Consider the following 19,838-nt stretch of genomic DNA (forward strand, 5'->3'; position numbering starts at 1 on the left):
GCGTTTAAGTCTCTTCAATCGTTCCTAGAACAGGAGACAAAAATGCAGATGACATCAAATGTCGTTGACATACTTGGAATAGATCTTCCGATCATACAGGGGCCGTTTGGTGGTGGCATATCGACCATTGAACTGGTTTCTGCGGTGTCCAATCGCGGTGGTATGGGATCATTCGGTGCTCATATCATAGCGCCTGATGACTTCGACCGCCTGACCACCGAAATCCGCAGTAAAACCGACAAGACCTTTGCCCTGAACCTTTGGGTATCGGATCACGATCCGGGGGGACGCGAAGTAAGTGCAGATGAGTTCGACCGAATTTCAGAAGTCTTTGCGCCCTATTACCAGGAAATGGGCGTTGCGCTTCCGACCATGCCGGAAAAATACCATCAACGGTTTGATGATCAGGTCGATGCATTGATCGAAGCAGCTCCACCGGCGTTTAGTTTTGTTTTTGGTGTGCCGTCCAAGGCGATCATTGCCAAATGCAAACAGCAAAACATCATCACCATTGGCACCGCCACCAATATTGCCGAGGGTGAGGCCCTTGATGCAGCCGGTGTGGACCTGATCGTTGCGACCGGCTTTGAGGCCGGTGGTCATCGGGTCTCGTTTCTCAAACGTGCAGAAGACAGTCTGATTGGCACAATGGCATTGGTCCCATTGATTGCCGACCGGGTGAGTGTACCAGTCATTGCCGCAGGTGGCATTGCTGATGCGCGTGGGGTGGCGGCGGCCTTGCATTTGGGGGCAGGGGCAGCACAGCTTGGGTCTGCCTTTTTGGCCTGTGCAGAATCAGGCACCAATGATCAGCACCGATCCATGCTGCTTTCTGGTGACATTCACGACACGGTGTTGACCCGCTCCTATACCGGACGGTTGGCGCGCGGTGTGCGCAACAGGCTGATTGATGAAATGGAGGCCCGCGTGGCGGAACTCCCGCCATTTCCAATTCAGGCCTTTTTTATTGCCGGTCTCAAAGCGGCCAGCATTGCGCGCGATCAAACTGATTTCACATCCATTTATGCCGGTCAGGCCAGTGCAAATCTGCGGCACGGCACGGTCGCAAGCCTGATGGATGCCCTTCAAACAGGATTGGGCGAGCATGGCTTTAACGCTGCTGCCTGATCCGTTCCCAAACAAGACATACAAGGATAAAAGACAATGAAGCTTTATTACGCACCGGGTGCATGTTCACTTTCGCCGCATATCGTTCTGAGCGAACTGGGCAACCAATTTGACCTTGAAAAGGTTGATCTTGCGTCCAAGCAAACCGAACGTCAGGTCGATTTCACGTCCGTGAACCCCAAGGGCTATGTCCCGGCCCTTGATATCGGAAATGATACGGTTTTGACCGAGGGTGTCGCGATTATCCAGTACCTTGCCGATCAGGCCCCGGAAAGCGCATTGGTGCCCAAGGTCGGAACGGTGTCGCGTGGTTTGTTGCAGGGGCATCTGAATTACCTCTCGGCAGAACTTCACAAATCCTTTGGGCCGCTGTTTAACCCCAACAGTTCGGAACATGATCGCGCACAGGCGCGCAAGAATGTCTTGGGTCGTTATGACTATTTGGAAACGGTTTTGGCTGCGACCGGGAATTGGTTGCTCAAAGACGGGTTTTCAGTCGCCGACATTTATATGTTCGTTCTGGTGAATTGGTCGGCTCATTGTGAGATTGATCTGGCAAACCACCCGGAAATTGCCCGTCATCACGCACAGGTGCTGGCGCGCCCGGCAACGCAGGCTGCACTTAAGGCCGAAGGGCTGATTTAAGTCACGGTTTGATACGCCTGAAAAAGAACGGCCTGACCGCAAGTGCGGCAGGCCGTTTTAATTTGCTAGTCTGCAATGGGGCAGCAGACCTAGCGGCTGAAATCGATCAGGACAAGGAAGCAAACCGGAACAAGTGCCAGCGCGACATAAATCCAGATGGACGCGACAGGAATGCCCAGAACTGCCAAAACATACCCTGCAAGGTACAGAGCCAGCCCTACAACTGCGACCAGAAGAATTCCGATTAGCGGCAGAGATACTTTGCTGTCTGTCTTCATGTCCCGTCATGCTCCCGAAACAGGTTTCATAATGTGTGATGATCAATTTACCATTATTGGTGGAGGTGGGGTTTGATCCGTGTCAATAAACGCACCTTATAATTCGGGACTTGATCTGTGGCCGGGGGAATCGGGTGTATCCTGATGCAAAACAGGCGAAATTGTCTGTCATGGGGGCTTCTGATATTGTCGCCCCGGTTTGGCAAGTCACAGATTCCGTGCGGTTGAGTTGGGTGAATTGTGTGCCAATCCAAGGATTATTGCCAAAACAGCAGGGATAAGCGTTTTTGTCGCAGATTTCGGTTGATGAAGGCTTGACGGCATGGGTCATAGGCAGTATTAACCCGGCTCCAAGCGCGGGCCTGCATGTTCAGGCCAAGCGTCCTTTTGCGAATTTATAGACCAGGAGATCAGGTCATGGCACGTCGCTGCCCGGTATCCGGCAAAGGCGTTTTGGTCGGCATGAATGTGAGCCACGCCCACAATCGTACCAAACGTCGTTTCCTCCCGAACCTGCAGCCGACCTCGCTGCTTAGTGAGTCGCTCGGTCGTTCGGTGCGTCTGCGTCTGACCACCAATGCTGTCCGCACCATCGAAAAGCGTGGTGGTCTGGATGCATATCTGCTCAGCACTGCAAATGCAAAGCTGCCGGCAGATTTGGTGAAAATCAAACGCCAGGTCGCCAAAGCTGTTGAAGCAAAAGCTGCCTAATTCAGGCTTCTGCTTTACAGAAAAATATTACGAAGGCTCGCTTCTGGCGGGCCTTTCGTTTTTTCAGGCTATTTGATCTGTTTTCAGATCACAAGACAGGCCGCCGGGTACGTTCGGGCGGCCTGTCTTGTGCCATGCAGCGGATTGTTTGCCTTGGGCTTTCTTGGGTTGCGGGGATGTTCAGCGAAAGAAACGCGACTCGGCAGAACAGGCGCTTTGCGCTTTGGGGAAATTGTTCTATACTTTGCTCTATCAGTGGTTTACGTCGCCGCGTCGCCCGGTTTGGTGAAACGTCATGATATGTTCATCACCAGCGATTCCCGGACCTGCTAAACAAGGCAAGCGACTCGGTAAACACGGTGGAGCGGATGGTATGCATTTATCGCCTAATGCGTGTCCGGCACTTGTTCTTAACGCCGACTTTCGGCCGTTGAGCTACTTCCCGCTGTCTCTTTGGTCATGGCAGGATACGCTCAAGGCGGTCTTTCTTGAACGCGTCGATGTTCTTTCCGAATATGACCGCGAAGTACACTCTCCCTCTTTTAAAATGCGCCTGCCCAGCGTGATTTCTCTTAAGGAATATGTCTCGCTCAAAAGCAGTCCGGCTTTCACGCGTTTTAACGTGTTTCTGCGCGATCAGTTTTCCTGTCAGTATTGCGGTGACCGTCTGCCAACCAACGAACTGACCTTTGATCATGTGATCCCGCGTGCCCGCGGGGGGCGGACCAACTGGGAAAACATCGTCACGGCCTGTTCTGACTGCAACCTCTATAAAGGCAGTCGATCGGTGCGCGAGGCGGGCCTGCGACTGCGCAGGACGCCGGGACAGCCCACCATGCACGAACTGCAAAGCTCAGGACGCCGTTTCCCGCCAAACTATCTCCACGAAAGTTGGCGGGATTTTTTATACTGGGATACGGAACTGGAATACGACTTCTGATCCGCGATATCAGGCCACCCAAAACACAGTAAGCCGCCGGGTATGCCCGGCGGCTTACTGTTCAAAACGCAATGGCGCTTCCTGAAAAGTTTACTTCTCAATAAACATCCAGGTCATTTGCAAGCACAACGTCCCCGTCATATTCGGCACGGATTTCGTTCAGAGTGCTTCCGATTGGCGCGCGGTAATGCAGCACATGATACAGCACCAGCAGCTTGGGCCGGGTTTCATTTGCCAATCTGGCCAGGTCGGTCGAAATAGTGTGTGCTGCGGCATGATAGTCCTGCCAGTTCTCGGGAAGGCCACTCCAGCCTTCGTGACTGATCGCTTCGTGGATCAACAGATCGGCGCTTTTTGCGATGTCGCGCAGCTTTTCATTATAGGTAGTATCCCCGGAAATCACGATCACCCGGTCTGGTGTCGTTACCCGATAGGCAAAGGCGCTGTCCCAACTGCCATGGCTAACGGCAAAGGCTTCAATGGTGACGTCAGCATCCTTTAGAATGATACCATCTTTGGAAAACTCGGTAACATCAGCATAAGCCGCATCCGGGTTCACAATCGGCTGATTTCCACCCAGACGGGTTTTGGTGTCGTCGGCAAGCATCTTATAGATGCCTTCGCTCATGCCTTTGGTACCAGCAGGGCCAAATACCTTGATCGGATTGTCACGACGCCACCAGTAGGTTGCAAGCAGTTCCGGATAGTCAAGTACATGATCGCTGTGCAGGTGGGTGAAAAACAGATGATTGATCTTGGTGGGGTAAAGGGCATCAATCCCATTTTTCTGGGCCGCAGCAATGGCGTTTTGGACAGTGCCGCCACCGGCATCAAAGACATAGGCTTCGTCGTTATAAATAACGGCAATGCCAGCGCCAGCGCGATCGGCGTCGGGAACGGGCGTGCCGGTTCCGAGCATGACAACCTTGGTTTCGGCCATGGCGTAGGATGCGCTGGCAAAGATAAGGCAGGCGCCAGCAATGGCTGCGCCAAGCTGTTTGATGGAATTATGCATTGTTTCCTCCAGATGCATCTTGATCGCATTCTTGGTTTTGTTTGCGATTGCTTGAAACGCTAAGGTGGAAATGCTGGAATGATCCAGAAACGAGCGGAAAATTGGCTTTGAAATATTAAAAATGGGCCACTAGGCGGCCCAAAATTCACTTGTCTTGGCCTTGGTGATCCGGTTTCCTGCATATGAGAAACCATGAAAAGATCCGAGGATATGATCCCAGTGCAACCAGAAAAACCCACACAGTTGGCCAATCGCGCTTTGGCCCGCGGGTTGGAGGTTGTTCGCGTTCTTGATCAACAGGGCGGTTTGCGGCTGGCTGATCTGATGCGTTCTAGCAATCTTCCGAAAACTACCTTACGGCGTCTGCTGGCAGTTTTGATCGAACACGGTTTTGTGCGCCGCAGTCTGGGAGACGGGCGGTATAGATCCAATATCAGTTGGTCGCAGCTGCCAAGCACGTCGGCAGGTCTGAACACTGTGGTTTTCCTGGATGCTGCCTGCGATGTGTTGCGGGAGCTGACCGATGAGGTGCAATGGCCATCAGATATTCTGGTACGCGACGGGACCAGGATGAGGGTGGTTGAAAGTACCCGCGCACTCAGTCCGCTTTTTGTTACGCCCGGAAGGTTGGAGGTCGGCGTGGACATGTTGCGTTCGGCTGCCGGGCCTGCCTATCTGGCGCATTGCAAAACAGCGGAACGTAATACGGTTTTATCAGCCTATGATCTTACCGTCGATGAAAGACGAAAACTGGATGACCGGCTGGCCGTCATCCGGCGACGGGGGTATGCCCTGCGTGACCCGGACTATTGGGGCGACAGTGTTGCAAATGATCGGTTGCGCGCGATTGCCAAGGCTGTCTGTTCGAAGGAAACCGTATTAGGGGTCGTCAATCTGGTTTGGCCGGTTGGTATGATAACAGAAACGGCTTTTGCCGACCGCTATGCGGGCATGCTTGGGGATGCCGTAAAGTTAATCGAACAGCGCTATGAAAAGATGGTTCAGGGGGATGAAGAGGTTTCTCAGTCAAGCAAACACCACCCGCGGGGATGACCGCGGATGGTGCTTGATGTTTTTACGCGTCTAAGGTCTTGTTACCAGCGGTACTTGACGGTCGCTAGAACGGTTCGACCCTGCCCATAGTAGCAGGCGTTTGCACCTGAACAGGTTGAAACCCACCGTTCATCCATCAGGTTCGTTGCATTCAGACCCAAAAGATATCCATCTATTTCATAGTGAATGCCGGCATCAAACAGGGTCGTTGCAGGAACCTTGAAGCTGTTGGAGCTATCCCCGTACTGGCTGCCCAGATATCGTGCCCCGGCATTAAAGCCCAAGCCCTTCATCGTGCCGGACTGAAGGGTGTAATCCGCCCAGAGTGATGCGGTATGTTCCGGGACGCCGGTCGGTGTTTTGCCCTGATTCCCGTCATTGTTCTTGGTGATTTCAACATCGTTAAAGCTGTATGCAGCTTTGGTCACCAGACCTTCGATCGGTTCAAAGGTTCCTTCCAGTTCGAAGCCGCGTGAGCGGACCTCACCTGTCTGGACCTTGAGGTTTGCATCGTCAGGGTCTTCGGTTGTCACATTTTGGCGGCGTAAATCAAACAGTGCGACGGACAGCAGCCCATCAAAGCCATGCGGTTCATACTTCGCGCCGACCTCCATCTGTTGACCTGTTTCAGGCTCAAAGTTCTGGCTGCCTTGGCTCGCGACCGGGGTGAAGGACTCCGAGTAGCTGATATAGGGAACCAGACCAAAGTCCGTTTTATAGACCAAGCCGGCCTGCCCCGAAAAGGCATGATCGTTCGTGCTGCTTTTGGCGCCGCTATTGTTGTTGTCTTGTTTTTTCTCGTCTGACCAATCCTGACGGCCACCAAGCGTCAGCGTCCAGTTCTCGTCGAAGTCAATCTGGTCTTGTGCATACAGCCCCAACTGACGAAGTGTAATGTCGTCATCGTACCAGGTCGTAAGTGCGCCGATGGCCCCACCATAGCTTGGGTTATAGATATCAAGATTGGGTCCCGTCCCATATGCAGCGTAACGGTCATAAAGGTAGTGTTGATAGTCTAGGCCGGTCAGAAGCGTATGTTGAACATTGCCGGTGTCAAACTGCGTTTCAAGTTGATTATCAATCGTGATCGCATGTGCGTTTTGGTCTGTCCGCAACAGGCTGCGTTTCAGGGTGCCTGCATTTACGTCTGCCCATCCGCTGCCATAGACCGTCTTGTAATCAACATCGACAAACGCATAGCGTGCGTTCTGCCGGAAGGTCACATCATTGGTGAAATCGTGACTCAGTTCGTAGCCAAAGGAGGTCTGAACACGCTTGTAACCCTCAAAGGCCGGTTCCCCGGTGAAAACATCAACCGGGATGTAACCGTTCGGCGCAGCAGAGATGGTGCCGACGGCCGGCAGCCAGTTGTTGGCTGAGCCGGTGGTGTCTTCCTGATAGTGGGTCAGGATCGTCAGGGACGTATCATCGTTTTCCCATTTCAGGGATGGGGCAATGTAAATCCGGTCATCATCAACCATATTGGTTTGCGTTCCGGAATCCTGCACAAGACCGGTCAGGCGGTAAAGAACGCTGCCATCTTCAACAAGTTGCCCGCCAACATCAAAGGCCCCCTGTTTGTGGTCGAAACTTCCTGCTTCCAGGGCAATTTCGTTCACCATGTCTTCGTGGGGGCGTTTGGTGACCACATTGATCAATCCACCCGGGGAGTTTTGTCCATACATCACAGAAGTTGGGCCGCGCAGCAATTCCACGCGTTCTGCTCCATATGCTTCCTGACGGAAAGATGCGTAGCCCGATGAACGAAGCTGAAGGCCATCCCGATACAGTCCAACATCCTGCTGCGCGAAGCCGCGAACCTTAAACCAGTCATATCGTGTGTCGTAACCGAACTGGTCAGGTTGAACACCAGCAGAGTATTTAAGCGCTTCCATAATCGTCTGCGCCTGACGTGCCTCAATCTCGGTCGCCCCAACCACAGAAATCGAACGCGGTGTTTCGGCCAGGGGGGTGCTTGTTTTCGTTGCGGTGCCACTTTGGGTGGCGACAAAGCCATTAACCGGAGATGTCGCAGATTCAAGCTGTTGTTCCGCCTCGATCACAATCGTCGGTGTTTCGGTTACCCCGGTTTTGTCCGTTTCTGCTGTCGCGCTATCCTCGCTTGTCTGCGCCAGCGCGTAATTTGGGGCGGCAAAACTCAATGCGAAAGCTGTGCCCAGCAATAGGGTCGAAGACAATTTCTGTCTGATCGATATCATTTGGATTCCCTGTCTTGGTTGTCTTTGGCGACGACCAGCTTGGCGGGAACCTGCGGGCCATCTTTCATGATGGCCTTGTGGATATCACGCGCACGGGGACGGAATATTGAACCGGATTTGGGTGTATTGAACGGATTTTGGCTTAAGTTACGCAAACTGTTCCTTGCGCCAGGCACCGGGGGTTGTGCCTGCGATCTTGCGAAACACACGTGTCAAATGTGCTTGATCGGCAAAGCCAACCCGAAGGGCAACAGTGGCCAATGGTGTGTCAGCATCTTTCAGCAAACTCTTGGCGCGTTCCACACGCGCTTTCATCTGCCATTGCTGCGGCGGCATACCTGTCGTTTCCCGGAATGCCGAACAGAAATAGGATTGCGACAGTCCAGTGAGTTGGGCCAGTTCATCAAGGCGGATGGTGCGACCGCAATTCTGTTCAATATAGTCGACCGTCTTACGCAAATGATGCGGAGATAACTTTCCGCGCTTGCGTTGCGGCTCGTTTGTTGGGGCCGGTTGCAGAAGGGCTGCGGTAAGGGCTGTCACCAAACCTTCGCCATACATCTGAGAGCCCGTCATGCCGTGCTCAAGGTCATCGGCAAGCAGACGAACAATTGAATTGATGCGCGGGTCGCAAAATCCAAGACGCGGTGTTTCAAGGATCTGGCGATCAAACGTATTTTCCATGCTGTTCTCAAGCGCGCTGACATCCAGATGAATATCAAGATGACGTAACCGGCATTCGCCAAGAATTTCAGAAGAAAATTCCATCCCCGCCGGAATGTAATATAGGCAGCCCTGTTTACGCTCTGTTGCTGTCAGGCAGTTGCCAGGTGTGCGGACATTGACGCGTGTATTGCCGATGCAATCAAGGATCGCCACCAGAAGCGGCGCGCGCGATACATATGTTCCCCCGGCGGACTGTTCGCATTCGACATGCCACAGATCGGTAATGGCAGTGTTCCAGCGGCGAAAACGCAATTCATCCAGAAGGGAAATGCCTTCGATGTTGCTGATCATTTGCGGATGGAATGTCATATCGGTCAAAGGGGCTGGGCCTAAGATGATCTGGTTGTGCACAGTTTGAATGTTGCCCTAATATACCCCGGATAAATTTGCAAACAATAACAATTCTCATTATCAGGCGGCATGTGCCCGCATGGTGAAGAATTACGCGTCTTCTAAGCCGGGGGAGGATATGAAAAATCCCCGCCTGACATATCGGGCGGGGATTTTATGTTTATGCAGGTGTTTAGGTGAAGCCTGGGCCTGTTTACTTTTTCATCCAGCGCGATGGTGCGATCAGGCAAAGCACCGTCAAGGCGGCAGAGAAGAAGACATTTACCGTCGGCATGGTGATGCCAAACAACGTCCAGTCAATTTTATCGCAGCGAATGATTGGCTGGGCCATCAGTTGTGCTTTGAGGTCGGCAACCGATCCGGCACCACTTTGCACCCCACCACACATGGCTGGGCCCTCCCACCAAAGTTCTTGCACCCCGACATGATAAAACGCAATCGCGGTTCCGACGCCGAAGGTCGCCGCACACAGATATATGATCACCCGTGCGGCAGCGGGAAACCGAACCAGCATCAGTGCAACAATCGATAACCCGGCAACCACATAAAACGGTACGCGCTGATACAGGCACAAAACACACGGCAACAGTTTTTGGACATATTGCGCATACAGCGCAAAGCCGATGCTGCCGGCTGATATCAGAAACAGTGCGATCGCGGGCGCAGCCGGGATATATCGGGGGCGAAGAAGTTTGAACATCAACAAATCCGTGTGTCGTCTTCCATAAATATCTGGCATCGGCTTATCCGTGCGGAATCAATTTGATTGCGGCAAACCCACCGACAAGAACCACGATAAATATGGTGAAAACGAGGCCCAGTCGTTTTTCAATGAAATCGCGAATGACCGGGCCAAACTTCCAGATCAGGGCAGCAATGACAAAGAAGCGCAAACCACGCGCAAGGATTGATGCGACGGTAAACACAATCGGATCAAGGGCCGTAACCCCCGACAGGATCGTTATGACCTTATAGGGGAACGGCGTCACACCGGCGATAAAGACAGCCCATGCGCCCCATTCATTATAATAGTCGCGGAACTGATCAAACTTCGCGCCATAGCCATAAAGCTCCAGCACCGGACGCCCGACCGTTTCAAATAGGAAGAACCCGATCCCATAGCCGATAAGCCCGCCCAGCACCGATCCGACAAGACAAATAAGCGCATAGCGCCAGGCTTTGGTCGGGGCGGCAATGATCATCGGGATCAGCAGGATGTCTGGTGGAATCGGAAAGACAGAGCTTTCAATCGCGGCAATGAAAAACAAGGCCCAGCCCGCATGGCGGTGCCCGGCAAGGTTCATGGTCCAGTCATAGAGGCTGCGGATCACGGCAATTGCGCCTTATCAAGGTTGGGGTCATGTGCGAAGCGGCGCTTGGCCTTGAAAACGGGGCAGATCAAAGCGCATTTTGACGTTAATCGCAACGCTGCAGTTTACTTGTGCACAAACAGACGCATTTTTGCACAAACCCCCATTGACCCGACGAAATTTACAGCTATTATCCCGCCCGTCGATGGCGGGTGCGCACACGCACCCAAATAGCCTGCCCCTGTGGCGGAATTGGTAGACGCGGCAGACTCAAAATCTGTTTCACTTAGTGAGTGGGAGTTCGATTCTCCCCGGGGGCACCATCGCTTTTCAAACCCAGCCGTAATTGGTTGGGTTTTGTTGTTTCAAGCTTCCGCTCATCTTTTCCAGACGTTGCCTATTGATCGATATGTGCCGTGTTGGGATGTGCGTTGCTTAAACGCAGTGTTGGCAATGGCGATCGAACATTGTGTTATCAGCCGGTTTTCTTCGGGGCGGTGCTTGCGCGGACAACAAGCTCTGCGCCGACCTGTACCTTGACCGCAGGCAGCGATCCTTCTGCGTTTAAGAGTTCATCAAGTACCGTAACAGCCATGCTTCCGATTTTGCGTTTCGAAACATCTATCGTCGTTAAGGATGGATCAAGAGTGGCGCTCATTGGAAGGTTATCAAACCCGACAATCGAGACGTCCTGTGGGATTTTGTATCCCTTTTCTTTCAGCGCTTTGGTAAAGCCATATGCCATGATGTCGTTCGCGCAAAAATAAGCTTCGGCAACGCTTTTGTGATTGGAAAGCGCCTTGAAGCTATCCTCATATGCCGAGGCGATGGTGGACCCGATTGACAGGATGTGATTGCTGTTCACTGTCAGTCCGAGATGGTCCATGTTTTTCAGGAAGGCTTTCTTGCGCAGAGCAAAGTTTCGGGTCTGCGTTTCACTGCCGACAAAGCCAATTTTACTAAAACCAAGATCTTTTAAGTGCGAAAGCACGGTGTAAACCGCATCGCCATTGTTCATGTCGACGAAATTTGCATCAATCAGATCATAAAAAGAATCAATAAAAACAGTTGGTAATCTGAAGTCCTGGATTTTCTGAATATCTTCACGCGTTAGCTCGGTGCCAAGTATGATGGCGGCCGTCGCATCCGAATTTGCCAGAATGTCTGTGATGTCATTTGCTGTGACATTTTCATAGCTTAAAACCTGCAATTTATAACCACGACTCGTTGCTTCTGATGACATGCCGTCAATGTAATCAGAAATGAAATGGCTGTGGTCACGGTTCACAGTATGACCGTGCTTGGCGATCTTGAGAAACTTGATGGTTTTCGCCGTCTTTTCACGGTTTTTGGGGGCGCGCGGCAGGTAGTTCAAAGAAGAAACAACTTCAAGGACCCGTGAACGGGTAACGCCGGAAATTTCACCCTTGCCATTCAGGACAAGCGACACCGTCGAAGGGGAGACGCCCGCCCGTTCGGCAATCTGTTTGATCGTCGGTTTGTTATTTTTTTTCATGTACTTAACCCTGGTGCTCTTCCCTGATTCTTCTTTGTTTATGTTTTTTAGTAAACATCCTGTCGGACATCAATGCAACTGCGACGTAACAGTTTGTGTCAAACAGGTGCTTGCCAATATAAAAATGAATTGATAGTTTTTAGTCAACAAACATAAAAATTTACTAAAAGTATGGGGAGGATCCATGCGCTTTTTTGACGGGCACCTGACCGTTCTAATCGGACTGATCGTAACGTTGATGACGGCGGGCGCGATTGTTTCTGATGGAAACTATCTTTCGCTGTTTAATCTTCAGTCGATGGCGGGCCAAGTGCCTGAAATCGGGTTGTTGGCGATCGGTGTTTTGCTGGCGATGTGTGTCGGCAATGGCGGCATCGAATTGTCGGGGATCGCGCTGGCCAATCTTTCGGGCGTCGTCGCTGCGACCATTGCGGCAAGTTTTTTCTCGGCCTCTCAGGACCCGGAGATTTTCTCGCTCATCTTTATCGTGGTGGCGTTGGCAACCGGGTTTCTTGGTGGTTTGCTGAACGGCCTGTTGATTGCCTATCTTAAAATCACGGCGATCCTTTGCACGCTGGGCACGCAAATGCTGTTTATCGGGCTTGCCGTTGCGATTTCCGATGGCCGTTCGGTAAGGGTTGGTGCACCAGGCCCGCTTTATGAAATCGGCAACGGATTGTTGTTTGAAATCCCGATCAGTTTCCTTTTGTTCATCGGGGTTGCCTGCATCATCGGGTTTGTTCTGCGCTATACGCCGTTTGGCATGTGGCTGATGCTCAATGGGTCAAACCCCAAGGCCGCTGAATATGCCGGGTTTCCAAAAAACAAAGTGATCATTTCGACCTATACCGTAAGCGGCATTCTGTCGTCGCTGGCCGGGGTCATAATTGCTGCGCGGACCATCAACGTGAAGTGGGATTACGGCACATCATACCTTCTGGTGGCGATCCTGATTGCGGTGATGGCCGGTGTTAAACCCGAAGGTGGCTATGGGCGGGTGATCTGCGTCGTTTTGTCGGCAATCACGCTGCAGATGATGTCGAGCATGCTCAACTTCATGGGTCTTTCAAACTTTATTCGCGATTTTGCTTGGGGGGCCCTGTTGCTTGGGTTCCTCGCGATCGGGCGGTTCAGATTGCTTGATCTGATCAACCTGCAAAAGCATGCGATCTCTGCCTCTGTGCGCAGCCCTCACGTACAGAAGTAATCAAAAATCAGAGGGAAACATCTGGCCAAACAGAATATTTCCAATTGGGAGGAAACATTATGAAAATTGCCAACCTTATGAAAACCACAGCTTTCGCACTGGCTGCGATGTCTGTTCTTGGTTTTGCTGCCCCGTCTTCGGCGCAGGACACAAAATCCATTACGACTGTCGTTAAAATTAGCGGTATTCCATGGTTCGATCGTATGGAAACCGGTGTTACCAAGTTTGCCGAACAAAACCCAGAAATGGATATTCGTCAGGTCGGTCCGGCAACTGCGGATTCCGCCCAGCAGCTTCAGATCGTCAATGATCTTGTGGCAACTGGCGTAGACGCACTGGCTGTTGTGCCGATGGATCCCGATATTCTCGAGGGTATCCTTGGCCGCGCGATGGATCGTGGCACAATCGTTGTGACACACGAAGCCGATAACCAGACCAACACCCATGCCGATATCGAAGCATTCGATAACAACGACTATGGTGCGGCCCTGAACGAACGTTTGGCGCAGTGCATGGGCGAAAAAGGCAAGTGGACAACGTTTGTCGGATCTCTGGGAAGCCGTACGCACATGCAGTGGGTTGGTGCCGGCGAAGAAAATGCCAAAAAATATCCGGGTATGGAATTGGTCGATCCGAACAATGAATCGTTCGATGATGCCAATGGCACCTATGAAAAAGCCAAGGAAATCCTTCGTAAACATCCTGACATCAAGGGCTTCCAGACTTCGGCTGGTAACGACGTTCTTGGTGTTGGACGTGCGATCGAAGAAGCTGGTCTTGCCGGCAAGGTCTGCCTGGTGGGTACCGGTCTTCCGAACCCGTCAACGGCCTATCTGGAATCTGGTGCGATCACAGCAATTGGTTTCTGGGATCCGCAGAAAGCTGGCATGGCTATGAATGCCGTTGCCAAGCTGATGCTTGAAGGCAAAGAAGTCACCGATGGCATGGATCTTGGTGTTGAAGGCTACGAAAGCGTAACCGTCACACCGGGTGCAGGCAAAGGTCTTCTGATTGTTGGCAATGGCATGGTCCTTGTCGATAAGGAAACCTACAAAGATTACCTTTTCTAAGCGAACCCGGTTGAGGCAGCCCGGAATGTGTCTTGGCATGTTTCGGGCTGCCCGGCCTCGCCAAAGGCCGGGACATGTCAGCAGGAAAGGGTCTGACTGGTGACGCAAAACACGCAGAAAAATCGCTGTTTTCTTGAGCTAAGAAACATTCACAAACGTTTTGGCGGTGTCCATGCCCTGCGCGGTGTTGACCTGTCACTTGAAGCCGGGGAGGTATACCACCTGCTGGGCGAAAACGGTTGTGGCAAAAGCACCGTGATCAAGATCATGGCCGGGGCACATCCGCCCAGCGAAGGCCAGATCGTTCTTGATGGCGAGGTGTTTAACGAACTTACCCCCATTCAATCTCTCGATTTCGGGATTGAGACCGTCTATCAGGACCTGTCTTTGATCCCCAATCTGAGCGTGATGGAAAATGTTGCCCTTGGGGAGCAACTGGTCGAAGGCCACGGCAGGCTTCTGCGCCGTATTGACCGGGCGCGGATGCAGGAAACGGCAACCAAAGCCCTGTCGCAAGTGGGCCTGGACGTAACATCCGAACTGATGTCGACGATTGTCTCGGAACTGCCTTTGGCAACGCGTCAGCTTGTGGCAATTGCCCGTGCGATTGCCTGTGAAGCCCGCCTTGTCATCATGGATGAACCGACAACGTCGCTGACCCGTCGCGAGGTGGAAAACCTTATTGATGTGGTCTCGCGTCTGCGGTCGCAAAATGTCGCGGTACTGTTTGTCACCCACAAACTCGAAGAATGCTATCGTATTGGCGGGCATGCGATCGTGTTTCGTGACGGGCAATGCGTGGCACAAGGACCGATTGAAAGTTACAGCCGGGCCGATTTGGCCGAATTGATGACAGGCCGTCAAATCAGCGAAAAGCGATACCGCGAGGGAAGCCCCTCGGAAGATACGCTGATGTCGCTTGCGAATTTCAGCATGCCCGGTCGTTTCCATAATGTCGGATTTAACCTTCGCAAAGGCGAGGTGCTTGGCATTACCGGGCTGTCGGATTCCGGTCGAAACGAACTTGCGTTGGCGATTGCCGGTATCCGGCCCGCTGCAAGTGGCACGATTTCTATCAATGACAAGAACATCCGCATTGCAACAGCATCGGATTCAATCGATGCCGGAATTGCCTATGTCCCGGAAGACCGACTGTCTGAAGGCCTGTTTTTAAGCAAATCGATCTATCAAAACGAGGTGGCTCTGATCCTGCGCAAACTTGCGGGTTTCATGGGCATTCTCGACATGAAGAAGGGTAAGGAAATTGCCCGCGAAATTTCGGCCGACATGCGTCTGAATACCGCAGATATCGAATTGCCGGTTTCATCGCTTTCGGGCGGGAACCAGCAACGCGTTCTGATTGGTCGCTGGTTAAGCATCAATCCGGAAATTCTCGTGTTGCATGGCCCGACTGTTGGTGTCGATGTCGGGTCAAAGGACGCGATCTATCAGACAATTCAGAAAATGGCTGAAGACGGCATGGGGCTGATCATCGTCAGCGACGATTTGCCGGAACTTCTTCAAAACTGTGACCGCATACTTGTGATGAATGCAGGCGAGGTCGTCTCAGACCTCAATGGGGCATCCGCAAGTGAAGACGATATTTACCAGGCGATGCTTGGTTCAGTACAGGAAGGTGCAGCATGAGTTCGGCTGGAACCTCAAACAAACCTGCTTCGGGCCATGTATCGGCATCCGGGCAATTGCAGCAGCGCCGGGGGTTGGGTGATCTGATTGCCAAGAAACCGGAATTGGTGACCCTGGGTCTTCTGATTGCCATTTGCATTGCCGTCGCCATTGCAAACCCGGCCTTTTTGCAGCCATCCACCCTGATTGATATTGGCCGCGCCAGTGTCGTGACCGGCCTGTTTGCATTGGGTGTTTTTGTGATCCTGGCAGCAGGCGGCATTGATGTGTCGTTTACGGCCATCGCAGCACTGACGATGTATTCGATCACACTGCTGGCAATCAATCATTCACCGAACATGCCGATCTATGTCGTGTTTCTGATCGCGGTTGCCGGTGGCATTGCGCTGGGTGTTCTCAATGGCTTTCTGGTTTATACGCTTCGTGTGCCGTCTCTGATTGTCACGATTGGGACGCAGTACCTGTTTCGGGGCGGCTTGCTGGCCTTTGTTGGCACGACCTGGATCATGGAGTTGCCCGGTCAGATGGGCACGTTCGGGCGTATTTCCCTGCTGGAATTTGAAACGGCAAATGGCGCAACGGTCAGTTTGCCTGTTTACTTCCTGATCCTGCCAGCAGCAGCCATCCTGACCTGGTGGATCATGCGCCGTACCCTGATGGGACGCGCCATCTTCTCGCTTGGTGGAAGTCCGGATGTCACGGCACGTCTGGGGTACAACGTCAAGATCGTCCATCTTTTCGTGTTTGGTTATGCCGGTGCTTTGGCCGGTCTGGCAGGCATCGTTCATGTGACGGCCAACCGTTTGGCGAACCCGTTTGATCTTGTCGGAACCGAAATTGCGGTGATTGCGGCGGTTGTTCTGGGCGGGGCCCGGATCACCGGCGGGACCGGGTCGGTCATTGGCACCATGCTGGGCGTTTTGCTTGTCGTTGTGGTCGATAATGTTCTTGTGATGGTTGGAATTCCAAGCACATGGCAACGGGTGTTCGTCGGCGCGTTCATTTTGCTTGCCGCGGCGTTCTTCGTGACCCGTCAGCGCAAATTCAAACCTGCGAAATAAAGAGAAAATCATGAAAAAATTTATGAATGATCCGAAGAATTTCGTCGATGAAATGCTTGAAGGCATCTATCTGGCGAACAAAGAGGTCACCTATGTTGCCGATGACAAGCGTTGCTATGTCAAAGCCGAGCCGGTCAAAGGCAAGGTTGGCATTGCCACCGGTGGTGGTTCGGGGCATTTGCCGTTGTTCCTGGGTTATGTCGGTGAAGGCATGCTCGATGGTGCGGCTGTTGGCGGCGTGTTTCAGTCACCCAGTGCCGAACAGATGCTTGAAGTGACCAAGCATATCGATCAGGGGGCAGGTGTCCTTTACATTTACGGCAATTATACCGGGGATATCATCAATTTCGATATGGCGACTGAACTGGCCGACCTTGAAGACATCAAGGTGATGTCGGTTGTCGGTAATGACGATGTGGCGTCCTCTGTCGTAGGTGAAGAACACAAGCGCCGTGGCGTTGCCGGGATCTTCTTCCTTTACAAGGCTGCCGGTGCGGCCGCACAGGAAGGCATGTCGCTTGAAGACGTTGTCCGCGTTGCCGAAAAGGCCAAAGACCGCACACGTACTATTGGTGTCGCGCTGAGCAGCTGCATCATTCCCGAAGTTGGCAAGCCATCCTTTGAAATCGGCGATGACGAAATGGAAATCGGCATGGGCATCCATGGCGAAAACGGCATTACCCGTAAAAACCTGACCGCCGCTGATCCGCTCGTCGACGAGATGATGGCGAAAATATTCGCTGAGCAGGATTACAAAAAAGGCGACGATGTTGCCATTCTGGTCAACGGTCTTGGCGCGACACCGCTCGAAGAACTTTACATCATGTTCCGTCGTGTTTCCCAACTGATGGGCGAACGCGATATCAACGTGAAGCATGTTTGGGTTGGTGAATTCGCGACATCGATGGAAATGGCCGGTGCATCTGTTTCGGTTCTGCATCTTGACGAAGAACTTGACCGTCTGATGGCCGCCAAAGCCGACACGCCATTCTTCAAACATTTCGCACAGTAGTCGGAGGCCAGGATGGACACGATTAATACTGGCAATATTGCCGCCCTGTTCGAAGCCTTTCATGCGACGTTTCGCGACAAGCGTGATGAGCTGATCGCCCTTGATGCAAAGGTCGGTGACAGTGATCTTGGCATCACAATGAATTCTGCGTTTGAGGCTGCATCGAAAACGGTCTCTGACATGGATGGCGAACCACTGGGCAAGCAGTTCAAAATGGCCGGTGCCGCAATGGCAAAGGCAGCACCCTCGACAATGGGGACGTTGACAGCAACCGGATTTATGCGCGGTGGTAAGGCTGTTGACGATGCTGACGCGATTGGCACCAAGGAAATGACGGCCTTCTGGCGGGCGTATGCCGACGGGATTGCCGAACGCGGCAAAGCCAAACTTGGCGATAAAACTGTCTTGGATGTGCTTGAGCCCATCGCCCAAAGCCTTGAACAATCTGCCGACCAAAACGCCCCGTTGGTCGATGCGGTTGCTGAAGCCTCACGTGCCGGGCAGGCCGCGCTGGAAGCAACCAAGGATATGGTCGCCCAGCACGGCAAGGCTGCGGCGTTTGCCGATAAAAGCAAAGGTCTTCAGGATGCGGGGGGCACGGTTGCCTTCCTGTTGATTGAAACGCTCGCACGCTTTGTAAAAGGCTGATTTTCTATGTCTCAGCATGATTGCGCCTTGCTTGGGCGGCATGCTGAGGCCTTTTCCTCCTTGCGCCACACCGCAATGACTTGCATCGAAAGGACCGGGTTATGGAATATAGAACACTAGGCAGATCAGGGTTGAAAGTCTCAGCCCTTTCGATGGGGACATTTACGTTTGGCGGCGACGGACCGTTCGCGATGGTCGGTTCGCAACAGGTGCCCGAGGCACGCCGTCTTGTTGATTGCTGCATCGATCACGGGGTGAACCTGTTTGATACCGCCAATATGTATTCGACTGGTCTGTCCGAGCAAATCCTTGGTGAAGTTCTTGACGGCCGACGTGATCAGGTTCTTGTCACATCCAAGGCCCGCATGCGGATTGGCGATGGCCCGAATGATGAGGGGGTAAGTCGCTATCACCTGATCCGGGAATGCGAAAAGACGCTCAAGAATCTTCGCACCGATCACATCGACATCTATTACATGCACGAATGGGATGGTGTCACCCCGGTCGAAGAAAAGATGGCCGCTCTTGATACTTTGGTCACACAGGGCAAGGTGCGCTATGTCGGTTGCTCAAACTATTCGGGCTGGCACATCATGAAATCTTTGCAGGCATCCGAACGGGATCGCCGTGTGCGGTTCGTGACGCAGCAAATTCATTACACCCTTGAAGCCCGCGAAGCAGAATATGAACTTCTGCCGATTTCGGTGGACCAAGGGCTTGGAGTTTTGGTCTGGAGCCCATTGGCGGCGGGATTGCTTTCGGGCAAGCATCGCCGCAGTCAGCCTGTTGCGGAAGGGTCCCGGCAGGCTGCGGGCTGGACCGAACCACCCATCCGGGATCAGGATCGTTTGTGGGACATAGTTGACGTCCTGATCTCGGTGGGTGAAAAACATGGCGTTGAAGCTGCGCAGGTTGCGTTGGCATGGCTACTTACGCGGCCTGCTGTTTCGTCACTGGTGGTCGGCGGAAGCAACGTCGATCAGTTTAAGGCCAACTTCCGGGCACTTGATGTGAAGCTTGATCAGGACGATCTCAAACGCCTTGATGACGTCAGCGCCCCTCCGATGATTTATCCCTATTGGCATCAGGGGCAGTTTGCCCGTGATCGGTTTGCCGAAGGTGACTGGGCATTGCATTCACGCCCGGATTGACCGCGGGTGAAAAGCCACCAGGTTTAAAAAAACGGTGCCTCAATCAAGGCACCCAGATTGCTGACAAAGTCCTCGCCAATGGCGGGGACTTTTGATTCAATGGGGCATGCTTAAGAAAAAGACCTCCCACCAGGAAGAACTTGAGATGGT

The 19,838-nt window shown here is 52.7% G+C and carries 19 protein-coding genes and 1 tRNA gene; 13 read left to right on the top strand and 7 right to left on the bottom strand.

Translation table 11 applies throughout. From position 1 onward, the window contains the following. Positions 1-42: 42 nt before the first annotated feature. Together JF44_RS0106640 and gstA are read left to right on the top strand one after the other, a co-directional pair. Positions 43-1,128, top strand: coding sequence for an NAD(P)H-dependent flavin oxidoreductase (locus JF44_RS0106640; protein WP_052065525.1), 1,086 nt, complete (start codon positions 43-45; stop codon positions 1,126-1,128). 36 nt (positions 1,129-1,164) lie between these two features. Further along, positions 1,165-1,773: a glutathione transferase GstA gene (gene gstA, locus JF44_RS0106645; RefSeq protein ID WP_033068151.1), complete on the top strand. Its 609-nt coding sequence runs from the start codon at positions 1,165-1,167 to the stop codon at positions 1,771-1,773. 89 nt (positions 1,774-1,862) lie between these two features. Here gstA and JF44_RS0106650 read toward each other — a convergent pair whose 3' ends face one another. Beyond that, positions 1,863-2,051 carry a hypothetical protein gene (locus JF44_RS0106650; RefSeq protein WP_033068152.1) on the bottom strand — a complete coding sequence of 63 codons (189 nt, stop codon included), beginning with the start codon at positions 2,049-2,051 and terminating at the stop codon, positions 1,863-1,865. A 417-nt stretch (positions 2,052-2,468) separates the two neighbouring features. Here JF44_RS0106650 and rpmB point away from each other — a divergent pair, with 417 nt between their 5' ends. After that, a complete protein-coding gene (gene rpmB, locus JF44_RS0106655; protein WP_008889909.1) occupies positions 2,469-2,762 on the top strand; it encodes a 50S ribosomal protein L28 in 294 nt (97 codons plus the stop codon). 373 nt (positions 2,763-3,135) lie between these two features. Next, the gene (locus JF44_RS0106660) at positions 3,136-3,702 is read left to right on the top strand and encodes an HNH endonuclease (protein WP_033068153.1); all 567 of its coding nucleotides are present in this window, start codon (positions 3,136-3,138) and stop codon (positions 3,700-3,702) included. Positions 3,703-3,799: 97 nt separating this feature from the next. On the opposite strand, the gene JF44_RS0106665 is transcribed toward JF44_RS0106660, so the two are convergent. Continuing rightward, entirely contained in the window at positions 3,800-4,717 is a 918-nt protein-coding gene (locus JF44_RS0106665) for an MBL fold metallo-hydrolase (RefSeq protein ID WP_033068220.1), read from the bottom strand. 219 nt (positions 4,718-4,936) lie between these two features. On the opposite strand from JF44_RS0106665, the gene JF44_RS0106670 reads away from it, so the two are divergent. Then, positions 4,937-5,770: a helix-turn-helix domain-containing protein gene (locus JF44_RS0106670; protein WP_162181389.1), complete on the top strand. Its 834-nt coding sequence runs from the start codon at positions 4,937-4,939 to the stop codon at positions 5,768-5,770. 41 nt (positions 5,771-5,811) lie between these two features. On the opposite strand, the gene JF44_RS0106675 is transcribed toward JF44_RS0106670, so the two are convergent. From JF44_RS0106675 to JF44_RS0106690, 4 genes are all read right to left on the bottom strand, one after another. After that, positions 5,812-7,989 (bottom strand): TonB-dependent siderophore receptor, encoded by a 2,178-nt coding sequence (locus JF44_RS0106675; protein ID WP_033068155.1) that lies wholly within the window; start codon positions 7,987-7,989, stop codon positions 5,812-5,814. A gap of 147 nt (positions 7,990-8,136) precedes the next feature. Further along, positions 8,137-9,024: a helix-turn-helix transcriptional regulator gene (locus tag JF44_RS0106680; protein ID WP_033068156.1), complete on the bottom strand. Its 888-nt coding sequence runs from the start codon at positions 9,022-9,024 to the stop codon at positions 8,137-8,139. A 235-nt stretch (positions 9,025-9,259) separates the two neighbouring features. Then, a complete protein-coding gene (locus tag JF44_RS0106685) occupies positions 9,260-9,766 on the bottom strand; it encodes a disulfide bond formation protein B (RefSeq protein ID WP_033068157.1) in 507 nt (168 codons plus the stop codon). A gap of 43 nt (positions 9,767-9,809) precedes the next feature. After that, positions 9,810-10,397 (bottom strand): YqaA family protein, encoded by a 588-nt coding sequence (locus tag JF44_RS0106690; protein WP_033068158.1) that lies wholly within the window; start codon positions 10,395-10,397, stop codon positions 9,810-9,812. Positions 10,398-10,613: 216 nt separating this feature from the next. Here JF44_RS0106690 and JF44_RS0106695 point away from each other — a divergent pair. Continuing rightward, positions 10,614-10,699, top strand: a tRNA-Leu gene (locus JF44_RS0106695). Positions 10,700-10,851: 152 nt separating this feature from the next. Here JF44_RS0106695 and JF44_RS0106700 read toward each other — a convergent pair. Beyond that, complete coding sequence (locus JF44_RS0106700) at positions 10,852-11,892, bottom strand: LacI family DNA-binding transcriptional regulator (protein WP_033068159.1); 1,041 nt, start codon at positions 11,890-11,892, stop codon at positions 10,852-10,854. A gap of 184 nt (positions 11,893-12,076) precedes the next feature. Here JF44_RS0106700 and JF44_RS0106705 point away from each other — a divergent pair, with 184 nt between their 5' ends. The 7 genes from JF44_RS0106705 (at position 12,077) to JF44_RS0106735 (ending at position 19,688) form a co-directional block, all read left to right on the top strand. Then, positions 12,077-13,099 carry an ABC transporter permease gene (locus JF44_RS0106705; RefSeq protein ID WP_033068160.1) on the top strand — a complete coding sequence of 341 codons (1,023 nt, stop codon included), beginning with the start codon at positions 12,077-12,079 and terminating at the stop codon, positions 13,097-13,099. 59 nt (positions 13,100-13,158) lie between these two features. Then, positions 13,159-14,169 carry a substrate-binding domain-containing protein gene (locus JF44_RS0106710; protein ID WP_052065528.1) on the top strand — a complete coding sequence of 337 codons (1,011 nt, stop codon included), beginning with the start codon at positions 13,159-13,161 and terminating at the stop codon, positions 14,167-14,169. Between the two features lie 99 nt (positions 14,170-14,268). Then, on the top strand, positions 14,269-15,816 hold the full coding sequence (locus JF44_RS0106715) for a sugar ABC transporter ATP-binding protein (protein WP_033068161.1): 1,548 nt from the start codon (positions 14,269-14,271) through the stop codon (positions 15,814-15,816). Then, a complete protein-coding gene (locus JF44_RS0106720; protein ID WP_202901485.1) occupies positions 15,813-16,877 on the top strand; it encodes an ABC transporter permease in 1,065 nt (354 codons plus the stop codon). Before JF44_RS0106715 ends, JF44_RS0106720 begins: the two co-directional genes overlap by 4 nt. 10 nt (positions 16,878-16,887) lie before the next feature. Next, positions 16,888-17,889, top strand: a complete 1,002-nt coding sequence (locus JF44_RS0106725) for a dihydroxyacetone kinase subunit DhaK (protein WP_033068162.1) — start codon at positions 16,888-16,890, stop codon at positions 17,887-17,889. A 12-nt stretch (positions 17,890-17,901) separates the two neighbouring features. Next, on the top strand, positions 17,902-18,537 hold the full coding sequence (locus JF44_RS0106730) for a dihydroxyacetone kinase subunit L (RefSeq protein WP_033068163.1): 636 nt from the start codon (positions 17,902-17,904) through the stop codon (positions 18,535-18,537). A gap of 101 nt (positions 18,538-18,638) precedes the next feature. After that, entirely contained in the window at positions 18,639-19,688 is a 1,050-nt protein-coding gene (locus JF44_RS0106735; RefSeq protein WP_033068164.1) for an aldo/keto reductase, read from the top strand. Positions 19,689-19,838 lie beyond the last annotated feature (150 nt).

The sequence above is a fragment of the Thalassospira australica genome (genome assembly GCF_000763295.1).
GTDB classification, from domain to species: Bacteria; Pseudomonadota; Alphaproteobacteria; order Rhodospirillales; family Thalassospiraceae; genus Thalassospira; species Thalassospira australica.